General features: G+C 44.3%; 21 protein-coding genes. 9 read left to right on the forward strand and 12 right to left on the reverse strand.

Going from position 1 to position 16,209, the window contains the following annotated elements; translation table 11 throughout:
* The first annotated feature begins 119 nt into the window (after positions 1–119).
* Entirely contained in the window at positions 120–1,028 is a 909-nt protein-coding gene (locus LRQ06_RS14045) for a LysR family transcriptional regulator ArgP (RefSeq protein ID WP_232767379.1), read from the forward strand.
* On the opposite strand, the gene LRQ06_RS14050 is transcribed toward LRQ06_RS14045, so the two are convergent.
* The 7 genes from LRQ06_RS14050 to LRQ06_RS14080 all read right to left on the reverse strand — a co-directional run bounded on the left by LRQ06_RS14050 (position 1,017) and on the right by LRQ06_RS14080 (position 7,976).
* Positions 1,017–1,802, reverse strand: coding sequence for an ABC transporter ATP-binding protein (locus LRQ06_RS14050; RefSeq protein ID WP_232767380.1), 786 nt, complete (start codon positions 1,800–1,802; stop codon positions 1,017–1,019). The two genes, LRQ06_RS14045 and LRQ06_RS14050, sit on opposite strands and share 12 nt — an antisense overlap.
* On the reverse strand, positions 1,795–2,604 hold the full coding sequence (locus LRQ06_RS14055) for an ABC transporter ATP-binding protein (protein WP_232767381.1): 810 nt from the start codon (positions 2,602–2,604) through the stop codon (positions 1,795–1,797). The genes LRQ06_RS14050 and LRQ06_RS14055 overlap by 8 nt, the downstream gene beginning before the upstream one ends.
* Positions 2,597–4,126, reverse strand: a complete 1,530-nt coding sequence (locus tag LRQ06_RS14060; protein WP_232767382.1) for an ABC transporter substrate-binding protein — start codon at positions 4,124–4,126, stop codon at positions 2,597–2,599. The genes LRQ06_RS14055 and LRQ06_RS14060 overlap by 8 nt, the downstream gene beginning before the upstream one ends.
* A gap of 52 nt (positions 4,127–4,178) precedes the next feature.
* On the reverse strand, positions 4,179–5,000 hold the full coding sequence (locus tag LRQ06_RS14065; protein WP_232767383.1) for an ABC transporter permease: 822 nt from the start codon (positions 4,998–5,000) through the stop codon (positions 4,179–4,181).
* Positions 5,000–5,941 carry an ABC transporter permease gene (locus tag LRQ06_RS14070; RefSeq protein WP_232767384.1) on the reverse strand — a complete coding sequence of 314 codons (942 nt, stop codon included), beginning with the start codon at positions 5,939–5,941 and terminating at the stop codon, positions 5,000–5,002. Before LRQ06_RS14070 ends, LRQ06_RS14065 begins: the two co-directional genes overlap by 1 nt.
* Before the next feature lie 25 nt (positions 5,942–5,966).
* Positions 5,967–7,292: an MATE family efflux transporter gene (locus LRQ06_RS14075; protein ID WP_232767385.1), complete on the reverse strand. Its 1,326-nt coding sequence runs from the start codon at positions 7,290–7,292 to the stop codon at positions 5,967–5,969.
* Positions 7,293–7,493: 201 nt separating this feature from the next.
* Positions 7,494–7,976 (reverse strand): NUDIX hydrolase, encoded by a 483-nt coding sequence (locus tag LRQ06_RS14080; protein WP_232767386.1) that lies wholly within the window; start codon positions 7,974–7,976, stop codon positions 7,494–7,496.
* Between the two features lie 113 nt (positions 7,977–8,089).
* Between LRQ06_RS14080 and LRQ06_RS14085 the strand changes: the two genes are divergently transcribed.
* From LRQ06_RS14085 to LRQ06_RS14105, 5 genes are all read left to right on the forward strand, one after another.
* Positions 8,090–8,899, forward strand: a complete 810-nt coding sequence (locus LRQ06_RS14085; RefSeq protein WP_232767387.1) for a helix-turn-helix domain-containing protein — start codon at positions 8,090–8,092, stop codon at positions 8,897–8,899.
* Positions 8,900–8,937: 38 nt separating this feature from the next.
* A complete protein-coding gene (fabA, locus tag LRQ06_RS14090) occupies positions 8,938–9,429 on the forward strand; it encodes a bifunctional 3-hydroxydecanoyl-ACP dehydratase/trans-2-decenoyl-ACP isomerase (RefSeq protein ID WP_232767388.1) in 492 nt (163 codons plus the stop codon).
* Positions 9,430–9,539: 110 nt separating this feature from the next.
* Positions 9,540–9,926, forward strand: coding sequence for an SMU1112c/YaeR family gloxylase I-like metalloprotein (gloA2, locus tag LRQ06_RS14095; protein ID WP_232767390.1), 387 nt, complete (start codon positions 9,540–9,542; stop codon positions 9,924–9,926).
* Positions 9,927–10,155: 229 nt separating this feature from the next.
* Positions 10,156–10,551 carry a DUF2391 family protein gene (locus LRQ06_RS14100; protein WP_232767392.1) on the forward strand — a complete coding sequence of 132 codons (396 nt, stop codon included), beginning with the start codon at positions 10,156–10,158 and terminating at the stop codon, positions 10,549–10,551.
* A gap of 360 nt (positions 10,552–10,911) precedes the next feature.
* Positions 10,912–11,322 carry a DUF2000 family protein gene (locus LRQ06_RS14105; protein WP_232767394.1) on the forward strand — a complete coding sequence of 137 codons (411 nt, stop codon included), beginning with the start codon at positions 10,912–10,914 and terminating at the stop codon, positions 11,320–11,322.
* A 52-nt stretch (positions 11,323–11,374) separates the two neighbouring features.
* Here the strand turns inward: LRQ06_RS14105 and LRQ06_RS14110 are convergent, their stop codons facing one another.
* Complete coding sequence (locus tag LRQ06_RS14110) at positions 11,375–11,764, reverse strand: ASCH domain-containing protein (RefSeq protein WP_232767395.1); 390 nt, start codon at positions 11,762–11,764, stop codon at positions 11,375–11,377.
* 216 nt (positions 11,765–11,980) lie between these two features.
* On the opposite strand from LRQ06_RS14110, the gene LRQ06_RS14115 reads away from it, so the two are divergent.
* Both LRQ06_RS14115 and LRQ06_RS14120 read left to right on the forward strand, forming a co-directional pair.
* On the forward strand, positions 11,981–12,256 hold the full coding sequence (locus LRQ06_RS14115; protein WP_232767397.1) for a DUF211 domain-containing protein: 276 nt from the start codon (positions 11,981–11,983) through the stop codon (positions 12,254–12,256).
* A gap of 39 nt (positions 12,257–12,295) precedes the next feature.
* Entirely contained in the window at positions 12,296–12,880 is a 585-nt protein-coding gene (locus LRQ06_RS14120) for a VIT1/CCC1 transporter family protein (protein WP_232767398.1), read from the forward strand.
* A gap of 42 nt (positions 12,881–12,922) precedes the next feature.
* Here the strand turns inward: LRQ06_RS14120 and LRQ06_RS14125 are convergent, their stop codons facing one another.
* Positions 12,923–13,558, reverse strand: coding sequence for an HAD-IA family hydrolase (locus LRQ06_RS14125; RefSeq protein ID WP_232767400.1), 636 nt, complete (start codon positions 13,556–13,558; stop codon positions 12,923–12,925).
* Between the two features lie 183 nt (positions 13,559–13,741).
* On the opposite strand from LRQ06_RS14125, the gene LRQ06_RS14130 reads away from it, so the two are divergent.
* Complete coding sequence (locus LRQ06_RS14130; protein WP_232767402.1) at positions 13,742–14,596, forward strand: helix-turn-helix transcriptional regulator; 855 nt, start codon at positions 13,742–13,744, stop codon at positions 14,594–14,596.
* Between the two features lie 164 nt (positions 14,597–14,760).
* On the opposite strand, the gene LRQ06_RS14135 is transcribed toward LRQ06_RS14130, so the two are convergent.
* From LRQ06_RS14135 to LRQ06_RS14145, 3 genes are all read right to left on the reverse strand, one after another.
* Entirely contained in the window at positions 14,761–15,183 is a 423-nt protein-coding gene (locus tag LRQ06_RS14135) for a DsrE family protein (RefSeq protein ID WP_232767404.1), read from the reverse strand.
* A gap of 228 nt (positions 15,184–15,411) precedes the next feature.
* Positions 15,412–15,792, reverse strand: a complete 381-nt coding sequence (locus LRQ06_RS14140; RefSeq protein WP_232767405.1) for a carboxymuconolactone decarboxylase family protein — start codon at positions 15,790–15,792, stop codon at positions 15,412–15,414.
* A 58-nt stretch (positions 15,793–15,850) separates the two neighbouring features.
* Positions 15,851–16,207: a MerR family transcriptional regulator gene (locus tag LRQ06_RS14145; protein WP_232767407.1), complete on the reverse strand. Its 357-nt coding sequence runs from the start codon at positions 16,205–16,207 to the stop codon at positions 15,851–15,853.
* Between the last annotated feature and the right edge of the window lie 2 nt (positions 16,208–16,209).

Consider the following 16,209-nt stretch of genomic DNA (forward strand, 5'->3'; position numbering starts at 1 on the left):
GAAACCCTTTGATTATTTACATCATTTAAACTACCTGAGCGGTATTATGCGGGTATTTTTATAATTAGAAAATTGATATAAACTTAATGTAATTAAGATTTTCTAAACTGGATATTCTGATGAGTTTGCTGTCACCCCAGGTCGCCGCCTTTATTGCCGTCATTGAAGAGGAAAGTTTTGAAGGTGCCGCAAAACGGTTGTCCGTCACACCTTCTGCCATATCACAAAGAATCAAAACACTGGAAGACCGGATAGGACAGCTTCTGGTTATCCGCCAGTCCCCCTGCCAGCCGACCCCGGCCGGAGAGCGGCTTTTAAGCCGGGTCAAACCCATGTCTCTTCTGGAAGCAGAAGTGCTGGCAGATTTTATCCCGGAGCAAGACAACTTGCCCCGCTCTCATCCACTGCCGATCGCGGTAAATGAAGACTCCCTTTCGACCTGGTTAATCACCGCACTGGCGGAGTTAAACCAGCACTATGGGAATCGGTTTGATATCCGCATCGATGATCAGGAGTACACATTAGATCATCTAAAAAACGGCTCGGTAATTGGCGCCATCACGTCGGAAAAAACACCACTGCAAGGCTGCACGGTTCACACTCTGGGGAAAATGCGCTATTGCGCTATCGCCTCTCCCCGCTTTGCCGAGCACTATTTTAAGCAGGGATTGACGGCAGCGGCCTTTCAGCAGGCTCCGGTTCTTATCTATAACCGGAAGGATCCCCTGCAAATGCGATTTATGAAAGCCATCACAAACAAAAGTATCACACCGGCCAACATTCAGTACCTGCCCAGTTCCGGTGGTTTAGTCGATGCCGCCGCACAACATATGGGCTGGACAATGGCGGCGGAAGGTCTGTTGGATAATGCCGTCCGGGAAGGGAAAGTGGTTAACCTTGCCCCGGATACGTGGCTTGAAGAACCGCTGTACTGGCAACATGCCGCTGTACGTTCCAAAATTCTTTCTCAGATCACTCAGGTATTTTATTCGGCTTCATATTCTGAACTACAACATTCAGACGGGTGAAACGACCTCGGAGAGCGTACAACAGGAATGTATCAGGCGGCGGGTCGTGGGATGAGACGCTTCTTCCGCCAGGTTACCCGTAACAAGCGTTTCTACGATACGCCCGTTATCCATCACATGAACTGTGTCACAAACGGTTTCAGCCAGAGCCAAATCGTGGGTAATAAAAAGACAGGCAAACCCCATTTCTTTCTTCAGATCGTGGTAAACATCCAGAACCTGCTTCTGCACCGTTGCATCCAGTGCCGACGTGGCTTCATCACAAATCAGCAGAGATGGGTGCACCGCCGTCGCCCGGGCAAACACAATCCGCTGAAGCTGTCCGCCGGAAAGCTGATTCGGATAGCGGGAAAGCACCGTATCCGGCAGGCCGACTCTGGCAAGCAGCGATGTGGCCAGCGCGCCCGGGTCTCTTCCGTCCAGCATTCTGAAATTATAAAACGGCTCCAACAGATACGCTTTCACTTTCATTCTGGGTGGAAAACTGGCTAAAGGGTCCTGAAATACCATTTGAACCTGACGGTAATAGTCTTTCATTTTTACCGAACCGATGTCCTTCCCATGCAACAGAACCTGCCCGCAATCCGGTTGGTGAATACGACAGATCAGTCTGGCCAGCGTTGATTTTCCTGAGCCACTTTCCCCGACGATACCGATACTACTTCCGGCATGAATATCGAGGTTAATGTCTTTCAGAACCGGAATCCGGCGGCCATTTTTTTCAAACGACTGAGTCAGATCGTTAATCGATAACAGAGGCGGCTTTTCATTCATGTTTCATTGCCCTTAAATGCGGAACGGCTCTTAATAATTGACCAGAGTAGGTATGATCGGGACGGGAGAGGATCTCTCTGACACGGCCATAATCGACAACCCGACCTTCTTTCATGACTAACAGATTGTCGGCCACAGAAGCACAGGCACAAATATTATGGCTGACCACAATCACGGACGTACCGTCATGGCGCCTTCGCTCGTTCAACTCTTTCATCACCACTTCCTGAGTGGTGACATCCAACGCCGACGTCGGCTCATCGGCCAGAATCAAATCCGGTTTCATGGCCAGTGACATGCTAATCGCCACCCGCTGTTTCATGCCACCGCTCAACTGCCATGGGCGAGAGGCCAGAACCGCTTCGGGGTCATCCAGACGGAGCTTCTGAATTTCGGTCAGGGCAATGTCTCTGGCTTCCCGACGGGTGATTTTTCTGTGGTTGCGGATCGCTTCTGTAAACTGCCTTTCTACCGTCACCATCGGACTTAATGAGGCTCCGGGGTTCTGGAAAATCATGGCAATCCGCCCGCCACGTAACTGCCGCCACGCCTCCGCCGACAGCGTGGTCATATCCTGACCGGAAAACGACAAACCATCGCTTTCCATCATGGCCCCGGCTCCGGGCAGATTAATCAGAGTCCGGATCAGTGTCGTTTTTCCGGACCCGCTTTCCCCGACGATGCCAAGTATCTCTCCCCGGCGGACTCTCAGACTGACGTCCCGGAGCGCATCATGCCCTCCGGGATACCGGACCGTCAGAGACCGGACATCGACAAGAACCGGTTGAGATGACTCATTCATCAGAAAATTTCAGTCTGTCATCGATGTAGTACAATTCAGAAACAAACCGGTGAACACCGGAAATGCGTCGGTTATACACAATATTGCCTTTCTGGTAGTACAAAAAGATGGAAGCGACATCGTCCATCAGCAGTTGCGCACCCTGAGCACCCAGCTCATTGCGGCGATTTTTGTCCTGTGTGTGATCAAGCTCATCGATAAGCGCATCCAGTTTCGGATTGCTATAGTGACCCGAGTTACCACGCGCACCGGTCTTAAAGCTCGACTCTAGGAAATACTGCGGATCCAGTGTCGGGGCCGATGTCCACCGTTCAAACAGAAAATCGTACGCGCCCTGCTTAGAGGCTTCCGCAAAGTTTTCCATCTGTTTGACCTGCATACCGATTCCGATTTTTTTCAACTCAGACTGCATGGCAATACCAATATTTTTCGCCTGAATGCCGTGGTTAGTCATACTAATGTATTGCAGAACAATATCTTTGCCCTTCCATTCCCGGATACCATCACCATCCGTATCGACGATGCCGGCGTTATCCAGTAACTGAATGGCTTTTTCTTTATTATAAGGATACGCATCACCGCCTTGATGACCGAACGGCAGAAGATCATTGAAAGGCCCTCTGGCCGGAATGCCATTGGCGATTTTTTCCGCGTAGATATCTTTATGAATGGCGTAACGCAGCGCTTTTCTGAATGCCGGTACTTTCATCCATGGATGAGCAAAATTTGCCCGGACAAAAAAGATCCGTAAGTTCGGTCCGGTTACCACATTCAGATTTTTATCTTTTTTAAGTACGGGAAGATCCGCAGCACTAATCTGAGACGAATAATCCAGCTCACCCGACTGAAGTGCCATTGCCCGGGTACTGGCATCCGGAATGTATTTCGCGTTTACCCGGTCAACATGTGGTTCACCCTGCCAGTAGCCGGAATATTTTTCCAGCGTCAGTCCGGTTTCAGCAGAGAACGTTTTCACCATAAACGGACCGGTAGTCACCGGCTGATATTTAAAGCCGTCCGGGTTACTGGCAGCGGCTTTTGCATCAACGATGATAAAAACCGGATCCGCCAGAACGTTCAGCAAGATAGCGTAAGGCCGGGATGTTTTGATGGTGAGCTTGTTACCTTCCGCAGTAATTTTATCGACCGGAACCAACATATCTCTGCGGTCTGTCATCGCCAGAGCCCTCTCCAGAGACGCTTTCACAGCATTAGCATCAACAGCCCTGCCATTTTGGAAAGTAACGCCGTCACGAATAGTGAACTCCATCGTCAAATCATCAACTTTCTTCCAGCTTTTGGCAATGACTGGTTTAAAGTGAAGATCTTCATCTATCTGCACCAGGTTTTCACCGGCGCCACAATGTGCCAGTGTCCAGCCATGCCAGGCCGTTGTCGGTTCAATATCTCCATCGAGCCAGAATAGTGCGATGTTAACGGTTTTATTAGGTTCTTCTGCCTGAACCTGACTTACTGAAAATATCAGCGTCAGAATCATCATTATTGGCGTTATTATTTTCATTTCAGTCACTCTTATTGATTAAGATGTTCGGAAAGCATCAGGGACTGCAGACCTAATGCCGGCCGGGGTCTAAGTACTTACGCGTGGAATCTCCTAAGATGTTGAAGACCACCACCACGATAAATATTGCTATACCGGGATACACAATCAGCCACGGTGCACTTTGCAGGTACTCCCGGCTCTCACTTAACATATTTCCCCACTCCGGGGTTGGAGGCTGAACGCCAAGTCCCAGAAACGACAATCCGGCAAGGGCAAGCATCATGTTGCCGATATCGAGACTGAGCTGGGTCAGTAACGGAGGAAAAATAGACGGGAGGATGTAATACCGGATCTGTTTCACCGGTCCGGCTCCGGCCATGCGGCCGGCAAGAAAAGCGTCACTCTGAACGGCCGTCCGGACCAGAACGCGGCTCAGCCGGGCAAACTTGGTCCACCAGATAATGGCAAGCGCCCCAATCGTATTAATGATGCCAGGCCCCAGTAACCCGATGACCGCAATGGCAAAGACCAAATCAGGGAACGCCAGAATAGTGTCGGCGATACGCATGATCACGGTATCCAAAAATCCGCTGCGCATCCCGGCCACAATACCAATCAACATTCCCAGCACAAAAATGATGATCAGAATGCCGAACGTCATTCCCAGTGAAATTCTCGCGCCATACAACAGACGGGATAAAATACACCGACCAACCTGATCGGTTCCGAGAGGATATAACAGCCCCGGCGGTTCAAGAATGTGCAGAAAATCGGTTTCCAGGGGATCATGAGGCGCAAACCAGGGCGCAATAAACGCCATTATCACCAATAAACCGGCCAGCATTGCCGCACAAATGAACTGTGTTTTTTTATTCACGACACGCTTTTCCATTATTTCCCGCCCCCGGTCAATGCCAGCCGCGGGTCGAACGCTTCTGCAATCAGGTCGGCAATGAAATTAATACTGACATAGATAAACACCATAATGAGTACGTAAGCCTGTAGAACGGGGTAGTCCCGGTGGGTGATGGCGTCAATGGCCATGCTCCCCAATCCCGGCCATGAGAAGATGGATTCAACGATCACCGTCCCCCCCAGCAATAAGGCACAGGAAAGCCCGAATAAGGTGATCAGCCCCCCCAGAATGGTCGGCAGAATATGGAAAACAATAATAGCGCCTTCTTTACACCCTCTCGCCCGCGCTCCTATCACGTAGTCTTTGGTCATCTCTTCGCTGATCATGGCCTGTATCTGCCGTGAATAACGGCCTATGAGTGGAATTGCCAAAGTCAGAGCCGGCAGAATCACACTGCCCGGCGCAGACGGATCGGTCAATTTAAACCAATGGAAATACACAATAAAATTCAGTATTAAGATGAGCCCGAGCCAAAAATCGGGCACCGAAACACAGACAAACGAAAACAGGCGAATAATGTAGTCGGTTGGTTTGGATTCTTTCAGCGATGCGAGAATGGCCAGTCCAAAGGAAAAAACCAGCATCAACCCGACAGCAACGACCGAAAGTCGGAACGTCATCAAAAACCGGTGCTGGATCATATCGGATACCGGTTCGCCGGTTCTCAGCGATACCCCGGGGTCTAACGTCAGGATACCTTCCAGCCAATGCCAGTACTGAACAATAAACGGATCCGTTAACCCCATTTTCGCTTGCATGGCCGCCAGCATTTCAGGCGTTGGCGAGATCCCCCTGAACTCAAAATAAATTTCTGCCGGGTCGCCCGGGCTCAGCCAGGTAAGAAAAAACGTCAGAAACGTTGCGGCCAGTATAACCAATACTAACTCTGTCAGTTTTTTCAGAATCGCCTTTCGCATGACCCCGACCTGTCTGATAAATACGTCATTCTTTGATGGCCCCTGTCCCGGTGCATTTTTCTTTAATCTGAGAGATAAACGGATAAAGAAACGCAAATCGGCCTATGTAAAACAGGGTAAAGGCCGCCCACAGGCCATGATTTCCCCACAAATCCACTGAAAACGGAAGCACTATTAAAAACACAGCCAACGTTGCGATACTGGAATTGCGTACCGGACGGGTAGTACCAGAGCCGGTAAAAATGCCATAAATCGTTAATCCATACCCCGAAATCAGAGGAAATATCAGTAACCAAACCGACATGTCCTGATAAAAAGAGACAAGCTGCGGTATGCGGGTAAACAACAAAACAATGTCGTTCTGAAACAGAAAAATGACCGCCGTACTCAACAACACAAACAAGGTGGTCCACTGGAAATTCAGGCGTAGAACATCCTGCAGTAAATCCGTATTTTTTTCGCCCACCGCTTGCCCGGAAAAAACACTGGATGCATTCGCTACACCATCAAACAAATAACTGACGACAAAGGTCACCTGCAACAAAATGGCATTCGTTGCCAGCACATCAGTACCCAGCCCGGAACCGATTCTCGCCATCATATTAAAAAACACCAGAATACATACCGTGCGCAGCAGTAAATCTGTGTTAGAAGATAGGATCACATTCACATCTTGCCCGCGAAGACGGACAAACCCCACATAACGAAGAAAGGAAAAATGACTTGAACGAATAACCAAAACCATCCCGGTCACAAAGGTAAAGAGTTGAGCAATCAGACTGGCATAAGCAACACCGGCAACACCAAAGTCGCACCACAAGACAAAAACTGTATCCAGAAAAATGTTGAGTACATTTCCGGCAACCTGAGTTAACAACGTTTCTTTCACTTTGGCCTGCCCCATTAACCAGCCAATAACAGTGTAATTAAGCAGAACAAAAGGGGCTCCCCAGATTAAGATATCAAAATACGTACGGCTGGAAGCTGCGACATCAGGATCGGGTTCAATGATAAGAAAGGCTCCCCGCCAAATGAGGGGTTGCAACAGGATGAAAATCAGCCCGACCACCCCAGCCAGAATAAAAGGACGGATGAAACTGCTGGCCCGGTCTGAATCGGAATTTTTCCCCATGGCAATAGCACTTTGTCCGGTAGTACTGACACGAAAAAAACCAAACAACCAGTACAATGTATTCATAATTACTGTACCGATAGCAACGCCACCAACAAACTCTGTCACCCCCAACCGGCCGATCACAGCCGTGTCGACCGCACCTAATAAGGGCTGAGTGATTGTTGAAATAATAAAAGGAATGGCGATTTTATAATAATCTTTGTGCGTCAGACTCATACATAAACAAACTGAATAATAAGGCACTGATTATGTTATAACATATCGGTAAATAAGAATAGTTCTAATTCGCCTTTATTTTATAAGTGTATCATTTTGATTTTATCATTCAACTTATCAATGCCATTTATAAGTTTAAACAATAACCGGGCAGGCTCTCTTGCTTGATTCAGGATGCTATCACTCGTTACCTCCGATACATTACTGTGTACGGCTTCTGTCATACGAACAAGCCTGCCGCTCAAATTCGACCCATTTTTTAAGTCTTTCACCTAACTCCCACAAGGCAATTTTATTTGAGTCATATTCCAGAAGCTCACTGGCTTCCTGAAAATCACACCAACGAAACCCGGTATGTTCTGAGGATAAACGGGGGTTACCACTGACCTGAACGGAAAACGCATATTCCGGAATCACAAATGGATGTTCCGCCCAATGTTCATTACCGGCATAAAAAATTTTAGGAAGCATGCACATGGCGTCTAACTGCTGCCAGTGACATCCGGTTAGCTGAGTCTCCTCCATCAACTCTCGCTTTGCCGCATCGAGCAACGATTCATTATCTTCCCCGCCACCGGAAACCGCCTGCCATAGTCCATTGTCTTTTCTGCGCCCAATCAAAAAACGCACTTCATCGTCCACGATGTGATACGGAAAAACCAGTACCTGAAATGGGGCTCTCATTTATTTATCTCCAATAATATTTGTTCAACCGTTCGCGCGGTTCATTTGCTTAAAAACGCCTCATACGTCAATATGTGTTATTACCACAGACAATAGTTTGAATAGTGAAAGTAATGAGCCATTTTTACCAACCATTTCAACCAACATTAACAAAGACAGGATTGGTAAAGTTCGGATTATCTTTAAAGCAAATACCGGCATCAGGAAAGTTAAAAGGTATTGTTTACTCTTATTTGCAAATTACTGCAAAAAAACCAACACCCTATTTCGTTATTCCTGATGGTACGCAATCAATTTTTATTTCTCCAGTCAGTGCAAAGCTGGGTGGTCCTCATTCAAAACTATTTAATGTACAACTTTTTCAGCCGGGTCAATATTTTGGAATTCGGTTTTATCCCGGAATGATGACGAATTTTATCAACGTTGCTCTCTCTGAAATGACAGAACAGCTAATCAATATTCAAGACCTATTACCTTCCGCTTATCACTCGCTTTCTGAGCAAATATTTCAAACCTCAAGTTTCCAGAAAAGAGTCTCTATTTGTGAGGAATGGCTTTTAAAACTGATCAAACCAAAGTCATCTGAAAAATTTAACCATGCATTATCAAGTATCTATCAGTGCCGGGGAGATAAAAGGATAAGCTCATTATCCACTGACGTGGGATGTAGTTCCCGACATTTGAATCGGTTATTTCAGATGTATACAGGGTTAAATACAAAACAGTTTATGCAAACAATCCGGCTACAATATGCAAGTCAACAGCTCTTTAGGTTAAAAAATACCTCTCCGGATTTGGCGTTGTCATTAGGATATTTTGACCAATCCCACCTGTTAAATGATTTCAAAAAACACTTCCTTATCAGTCCTTATGAATTTTTCGAACGATTTAGGTCCGATTTTTACAATTCTGGAAATCCATAGTTTGTCACACTGCATTTGCTTATCAGCCGGAGAACAATATGCAGTTATCAAATAAAGATGTGTTAAACATATCAAAAGGGGAATTTTTCGGAGAAGGAAATGCTCAGCTACCGAGTTCCTACATGTTAATGATTGATGAAATTACTGACATTTCCCATTCGGGAGGAAATTTCGGAAAAGGAAGAATGGATGCCAAACTGAAAATAAAACCTGATCATTGGTTTTTTGACTGTCATTTTAAAGGCGATCCAGTCATGCCAGGATGTTTAGGACTTGATGCATTATGGCAATTACTGGGCGTTTTTCTTGGTTGGTCAGGCCTGCCGGGAAAAGGACGTGCTCTGGGTGTAGGAAAAGTTAGATTTATGGGGCAAATATACCCGGACGCGGATGAAATACAGTACCAGCTGAATATAAAAAGAGTTTTTGCAAAACCGATGCCATTGGGAATCGCTGATGGTGTCGTAATTCAGAACGGAAATATTATTTATCAGGCGACTGACCTGAAAGTCGGACTAATCAATCAATAATAATTTTTCCCCTTTCCGTTCAATGTTTTGGTAAATCAAGTCGTCGCATTTTGTACCCATTAGATTTGTGCTATGTTTTCAGTGCCGTTTAATCGGGTTGGGAGAAAAATGTGTTTTTAGAAAGTATTCATCATGTGGCAATTATTTGCTCCGATTATCAACGCTCTAAAGCATTTTATACTGAGGTCTTAGGGCTTAAGGTTGTGGCTGAGCATTACCGGGAAAATCGTCATTCATACAAATTAGATTTAGCTCTGCCAGACGGCAGGCAAATCGAGCTGTTTTCTTTCCCTTCTGCACCACCACGAGTAACTACACCGGAAGCTCAGGGGTTAAGACATTTGGCTTTTAACGTTATTTCAATGGAAGCCGCCGTCAGTGAGCTTCAGGCTAAAGGTGTTGATGTCGAACCGATCCGTGTTGATGAATACACAGGCAAATCCTTCACCTTCTTCAAAGATCCTGACGGTCTGCCCTTAGAGTTATATGAAAAATAAAAGCATTTAATGGGTAAGAAACCTGCTTCATTCTTGCCCGCAAAACCTATTGCATAGCACTGTTCTCCACCAACGACTTGAAAATAGGAGAATTTTAGAAGCTGTGGCAACATCTATTAGAACTTTTTATTTTATAATTTAGTGAATTAGAAAGTCATCGATTAGTGGGACAGGTAGAAACATAAGTCCGCCGACTAATAAAAAGTTATGTGAATTGCGGGAGGCCAAGGTGAAATATAGTTTTAATTTTGAGGACGCAAGCCAAATATTTGTCGGGGCATTTGCTCTTGCTGTGCCAATTTCATTTTCTGCAGAAGCTTGGCGCTTGGCTGAGACCTTACCTGCGTTGAACCTATTTATGTTATTCGGACTTTCAGTTGTTTTTCTTACTTTATACACCTTTGAAAGTGTCTTTCAACGTAATATTTCTGAACGCAAATTAGTTTTCATTCTACGTATCCTAACTGCCTACTTAATGACAGCAATGGTTGTGTTGTTCGTTCTATTTTGTATCAATAAGCTACCGTTATTATCAGAGCCACTAGTTGCATTAAAGCGAGTGATCATTATTTCAATGCCTGCATCTATGGGAGCAATAGTGGTTGATAGTTTTGACAAAGAGTAATTAACAAAACACTATAGTTTCAGTAGATAATTTTGGTACCGACTACCACATTGAATGGCCACATCTATAAAAGCAAAAACTTAAACAAATGAATTGGTCAATTTTCAGTAATGCACAACAGTTGACCACAAGTATTTATTTTTCCTCCAAACCAGCCCTCCAAACGTATTATCAGAGCATAAAAACCGCAATTTTATTCTATTTTTCTTTTGTTGTACTTTTCATACTAACTTTAAAAGCAAAGAGAAAAAGAGCACTCTCAACCCATTCCTGAAATTTATCAGTGGTTTAAGTTCTTTCTCTATTTAAATGAAAATATTCATTAGAAAACTTTACTAATTTTTAATTACAAGGACTATTATGCAGTTTGATACTAAGTTTGCCATTGTTGTTGCTGATGATCTGCCAACCTGGCAAAAGCTGAATGTCATCAGTTTTCTTTCTGGTGGGGTAACCAGTGGCCCGGAAGTGAATACAGGGAAGTATTATCGAGATGCGTCAGGTAGCGAATATTTACCGCTTTGTATACAACCGATTATGGTACTCAAGGCCAACCGGGAAAAGCTATCCACATTTATCCGACGCGCCAATCGCGAACAGGCGAAGGTCGCTATTTTTATTGAAGATATGTTTTTTTCCGGACATGACGAAGCAAACAGGCAAACGGTCAGCCAGTACCCAACCGATCAATTACCATTAGTTGGGCTGGCAATGTGCGGAAATAAAAAGCTGGTGGATAAAGTCTTTAAAGGCGCTAAATTGCATGACTGACCGTTAATAAATACTTGTATAACCAAGCGACCTGAAGATGCATGATTCAGCGTTAACCTAGCGGTTTTATTTCAATCGCAAAAATACCGTGAACCGGAATCATATCCTGATACTCATGAAAGCTGTACAACAAATCGATTTGCTCTTCCAGGGTCTCACATAGGTTCTCCAGACCCACCCGTTTTTCTGCGAGCAGAAGTGCCTTGGGGTCAGGGTAATGCCTGACATCAACCACTTCGACGATGAGCACATCGGGTTCAATAACATCCAGCCCGGTAAACGGAGGGCCCGAGATAACCTGAAAAGCAATCGTATCGCCTTGTTCCAGTCCATCATAACGAATCGATTCGTAACTATTATTCGTCCTGACTTCTATCTTTTTTGCGCCTTTTTTGATGGCTTCGAGAGGCGCTTTATATATTTCAAGAGTGTAATTTGTCATGCTCGGCAACGGGGTAAAATGAATTAACGTTGAATTATATGGGCTTTGCTTTAAAAAAGTAATGCCTACACTGACAGAATGCGATGCCCCGGGGTTTTCCGGGTAAAAATTCTACTATACTCATATTGAACGAACCTGAAAATGTTCTATTTCTTATCATAGACTTAAGTCTGTTCCCAGCGCTCCCGGGATAACAGCGAAACAAGAGAATGTTATATGGTGTTAGTTAAGCGTTTAGTATTGGATGTTCTCAAACCTCACCAGCCTTCGGCATTAGAGTTTTGCACCAGATTAGCGGAGATTGGTGATGATTACGCGGTGAGTTTGTCTGTAATCGAAGTGGATCAGGACACCGAAACCATTGAAGTGTCAATAGAAGGTTATGATCTGGACTTTGATGCCATTCAGGCCGTCATTACCAAGATGAGCAGCTCGTTACACAGTGTTGATGTTGTGGAAGTGCAAAATGACAACGCGGCGGTGCACGGGTAATTTTCTGTTCTTAACCGGTTCAATATGGAAGGCGCTAAATTGCTGAAACCATTTCACCAAATTCACTTTTATCTGCAGATCACAAATTCTCAGGGGATCATGCGACGGTATTTTGTGGTCAATGGTTTTGATGGTGCGCTTACTATGCTCGGAATCATTATCGGTTTCCTGTTCAGCTCACCCGCCAGTCTGGAAGTCATTATTAATGCCTGTATGGGCGCAACCATCGCTCTGGCAGTCAGTGGAACCAGCAGTGCCTATGTCAGTGAGCAGGCGGAACTTCGTCTTGCCCTGAGTAACCTTCAGGATGCAATGCTCATAAAATTGCAAGAAGGCGCCCATGCCGAAGCAGCGCGCTGGGTGCCCATTTTTATCGCAATAGTGAACGGCTCCGCGCCCCTGATTATTTCGCTGCTGATCATTACTCCTCTGTGGGTATCAAATCTGGGGATAGATCTATTGCTTCCTCCTTTGCAAATCGCGGTCTTTGTCGCCATCTTTATTATATTTATGTTTGGCGTATTTCTTGGTCGGCTCTCCGGAGAAACCTGGCTCATTAGTGGGGTAAAAACGCTGACAATCGCGGCATTAACTATGGTACTTATCTATCTGTTTACGAGCTGAACCCCGGTAAAAAAATGGGGAGTTCTGCTCCTGAAAAAATCGTTACTGTAAAGAGATTAATCGGCCATTAAGAGATACCGACACATCAAAGTAATCTGCAACAGAAATGCAATTATCCACAGGAAGATCATTGGGTGCCGCTGCTAATACTTTAATGACATCACATCCTGCATTGATAGCTGACAGAATACCGGCATCGGCGTCCTCAAAAACTAAGCATTTACTGCTTTCCACACCTAATCTGTTTGCGGCCAGATTATATCCTTCAGGATGTGGTTTGCCATTAGCCACATCTTCAACCGTCACAAGGATGTCAGGAACAGGAATGGATGCTGCTCTCAGTCTTTTAATAGCCAGCGCTCTGGGGGCAGAAGTAAATATCCCCCATTCTTCAGACTGTAATTGTCTTAAAAACTTAATAACACCACAAATGGGTCTCACCGATTCGACATTTTCTAATTCTATCGTCTCTAACTTAGCCACTTCTTCTTTGATGTCGAGGTGAGGCATTATTTCCCTGATCACTTCGTCACTTGGGCGGCCATGAGAAACCGCCAGGATCTTATTCACATCGATATTATGCCCGCCAGCCCATATGCTCCACGCTTTTTCTACGGCATCTTTCGAATTAACCAAAGTACCATCCATGTCAAAGATGATTCCTTCATAGTTTTTCATCACAAAACCTCATTAACTAATTGTTATATATAATTTAAAATGAAAAATTTAGTGGAGTTTAGCTAAGCTCATATTTGTATTATTATCGATAAAATGGAGTTTCAGTTACACTATGTAGACGAATACTGATACTATCACGACGACTCTGTTTTGATTTGGTGCATAAGATTAGATGAGCACAAAATGAAACCTATCCCAACGAAAACACTGATCAGGCCGGGTTACTCATGGCGGCATTATTTTGATATATCAACGACGGCTTTAACACAGCGACACTTTCACCGTGAGTACGAACTACTTTTACTATTCAATTATCAGGGAATGATTACCGTTGGAAGCGTAGATATAGAAGTGTTTCCCTGCTCCTTTATTTTGATCCCTCCCAATATCCCTCACGATCTAAGAGGGTTAACTTTGAATATCAAAGGCAAGTTGCCAGAGAGACACTGCTTATGGATCGAAAAAGAGTGGATGTCTCATATGTTGGTCCACTGTAGTGAAATGAGAAAACTGGCAAATGTATTCGGTAATAAGAATAAAGGGATACTCTTTTCTCAACAGGCCGCATTTGAAGCAAAAGATGTAATAAATCAGATAGACTACAATACATCAAGTCTTGAGCAATTATCTGTCCTATTCCGGGTATTCTCTTTAATCACTCAAGACAAAGGGCAAATTCGGCTCAGTTCACTTCAGAGTGATTTCTTTGAATGTGAAAAAGACAGAGTTGAAGCACTATCTCAGTATATCGATAAAAATTATTCAAAAGATATTTCGCTTAGTGACCTTTCGAACCACGTTTATTGCAGTGAGCGAACAGTGAATCGAATCTTTAAAAAGCATTTTGGAGAAACATTTAGTCAAAGACTGAAGAAAATAAGGTTAAGTCATGCTGCGAACCTGTTGGAAACGTCCAGTTTGAATGTTAGCCATATATGTCATTGTGTCGGATATAACAATATTTCGAATTTCAATCGACTATTCAAGGCCTATAAAGGTTTAACCCCTGTCGAATACAGGACTAAATTCTCAAATTGACTGCACGTTATTATAACTAACTACAAGTCTTATAAAATGTTCCCGCCTTACAAAAAATCAGGTTGATTACCGGTTTTTCTGCATACAGCTGAGCCAGCAAATCCGACGCTGGCTCCTATTTTTACTCTATATGAGTTAGCAATTATTTTTCAGAGAGTTGCAGGCTACCAGGCCATGGTCTTCGTATTCTCTTTAAATAGCTGAGCTCCCGTCATATCCGGATTCCCTTTTTTTAATCCGGTAATCAGGTCATCTTCTTTCACTCCGTAATGATTCATACAAGTCGGACACACAATGACTTTACCACTATCTGCAACAATTTGACGCAGTAAATCCTGCTGTTTTTTATAGCTCTCTGAATATTGCTTAGAAGCAATTTTCACTCCGGTGTCATTTAGAAAAATAGTCACTTCGTGCCCTCGTTTCTGCTGGGCAAGACCAAAGCCAATCGCCATTAGCGAACGGTGGCTATTCTCACTGGTTAGATTAATAAACAAAGGATCCGTGTTTCCAGCCAAAGCGAATGTAGAAGTAACACCAAAGAACAGTAATACCGTCCACATAAAGCAGAGTTTGAAGCATCGCATATATTTTCCCTCGCGTAGGATTAATAAGACTTTTATCTCCTTTCAAGTCTAGTTGACAAAAAACCGGACATGTCCAGTAATGACGAGTTGATGTTTCTTATTAAGACAGGTGTCAGAGAATAAGCATGTTGCTAATGATAAGGATAGAGATTGAACCTCTGAACGCGATGCATACTTTATACCGGAAAAAGAGGCTAAATCAGCCTCTTTCAACACACTGCACATCCGTTAATTGGCCTGATGTTCTGCCAACACCTCTTTAAAAGCAAACATACCATTTAGCGCGGCCGGGAATCCGGCATATACCGACATCTGAAGAACCACTTCTTTTATTTCTTCTTCACTGCAACCCACATTTAAGGCAGCATGCATGTGAACTTTTAACTGAGGCTGACAATTTCCTAAGGCAGTAAGCGCCGCGATCGTCGCAATCTCCCTGGATTTCAAATCCAGCCCTTCACGGCTGTAAATATCCCCAAAAGGATACTCAATGGTAAATTTTGCCAAATCCGGACAGATATCTTTCAGACTATCAATCACTTTATGTCCCGCTTCTCCATCAATTTTTGATAATTGCTCAAATCCGATCTCATATCTTGTTTTACCCATTTCTGTACCCTCCGATTAAGTTGATAACAGAAGGTTACAGGTTAGAGTGAACTCTAAGTCAAGAAGAAATTTTCTCATCATAGAAAGCAATTTTTAAATCCAGTGCTTCAAGGTGCATTTGCTGCAATTCAATTTGCTTATTTAGCCGGATACGATGCTCTTCCAGCAATTCCTTACGCTGTGAAAGTGTTTCATCACCAATCGCCCGTAAATCCGCATACTCTTTAATTTTTTCAAGCTGCATCCCGGTCTCTTTTAACCGGACAATAAATTTTACCCATTCAATATCACCCGGCATAAAACTCCGGTGACCACTGGCATCCCGCTTAATGTCTCTCAGTAAACCAATTTTTTCATAGTAACGGAGCGTGTAAGCCGATACACCAACCCGTTGCGAAAACGTTTGAATATTCACCT

The organism is Vibrio salinus (assembly GCF_021272385.1).
GTDB classification, from domain to species: Bacteria; Pseudomonadota; Gammaproteobacteria; order Enterobacterales; family Vibrionaceae; genus Vibrio; species Vibrio salinus.

Bases quoted from the DNA above. Each gene is read 5' to 3' on its own strand.
- LRQ06_RS14045 (WP_232767379.1), top strand. From the start codon at position 120: ATGAGTTTGCTGTCACCCCAGGTCGCCGCCTTTATTGCCGTCATTGAA.
- LRQ06_RS14050 (WP_232767380.1), bottom strand. From the start codon at position 1,802: ATGAATGAAAAGCCGCCTCTGTTATCGATTAACGATCTGACTCAGTCG.
- LRQ06_RS14055 (WP_232767381.1), bottom strand. From the start codon at position 2,604: ATGAATGAGTCATCTCAACCGGTTCTTGTCGATGTCCGGTCTCTGACG.
- LRQ06_RS14060 (WP_232767382.1), bottom strand. From the start codon at position 4,126: ATGAAAATAATAACGCCAATAATGATGATTCTGACGCTGATATTTTCA.
- LRQ06_RS14065 (WP_232767383.1), bottom strand. From the start codon at position 5,000: ATGGAAAAGCGTGTCGTGAATAAAAAAACACAGTTCATTTGTGCGGCA.
- LRQ06_RS14070 (WP_232767384.1), bottom strand. From the start codon at position 5,941: ATGCGAAAGGCGATTCTGAAAAAACTGACAGAGTTAGTATTGGTTATA.
- LRQ06_RS14075 (WP_232767385.1), bottom strand. From the start codon at position 7,292: ATGAGTCTGACGCACAAAGATTATTATAAAATCGCCATTCCTTTTATT.
- LRQ06_RS14080 (WP_232767386.1), bottom strand. From the start codon at position 7,976: ATGAGAGCCCCATTTCAGGTACTGGTTTTTCCGTATCACATCGTGGAC.
- LRQ06_RS14085 (WP_232767387.1), top strand. From the start codon at position 8,090: ATGAGCCATTTTTACCAACCATTTCAACCAACATTAACAAAGACAGGA.
- fabA (WP_232767388.1), top strand. From the start codon at position 8,938: ATGCAGTTATCAAATAAAGATGTGTTAAACATATCAAAAGGGGAATTT.
- LRQ06_RS14105 (WP_232767394.1), top strand. From the start codon at position 10,912: ATGCAGTTTGATACTAAGTTTGCCATTGTTGTTGCTGATGATCTGCCA.
- LRQ06_RS14110 (WP_232767395.1), bottom strand. From the start codon at position 11,764: ATGACAAATTACACTCTTGAAATATATAAAGCGCCTCTCGAAGCCATC.
- LRQ06_RS14115 (WP_232767397.1), top strand. From the start codon at position 11,981: ATGGTGTTAGTTAAGCGTTTAGTATTGGATGTTCTCAAACCTCACCAG.
- LRQ06_RS14125 (WP_232767400.1), bottom strand. From the start codon at position 13,558: ATGAAAAACTATGAAGGAATCATCTTTGACATGGATGGTACTTTGGTT.
- LRQ06_RS14130 (WP_232767402.1), top strand. From the start codon at position 13,742: ATGAAACCTATCCCAACGAAAACACTGATCAGGCCGGGTTACTCATGG.
- LRQ06_RS14135 (WP_232767404.1), bottom strand. From the start codon at position 15,183: ATGCGATGCTTCAAACTCTGCTTTATGTGGACGGTATTACTGTTCTTT.
- LRQ06_RS14140 (WP_232767405.1), bottom strand. From the start codon at position 15,792: ATGGGTAAAACAAGATATGAGATCGGATTTGAGCAATTATCAAAAATT.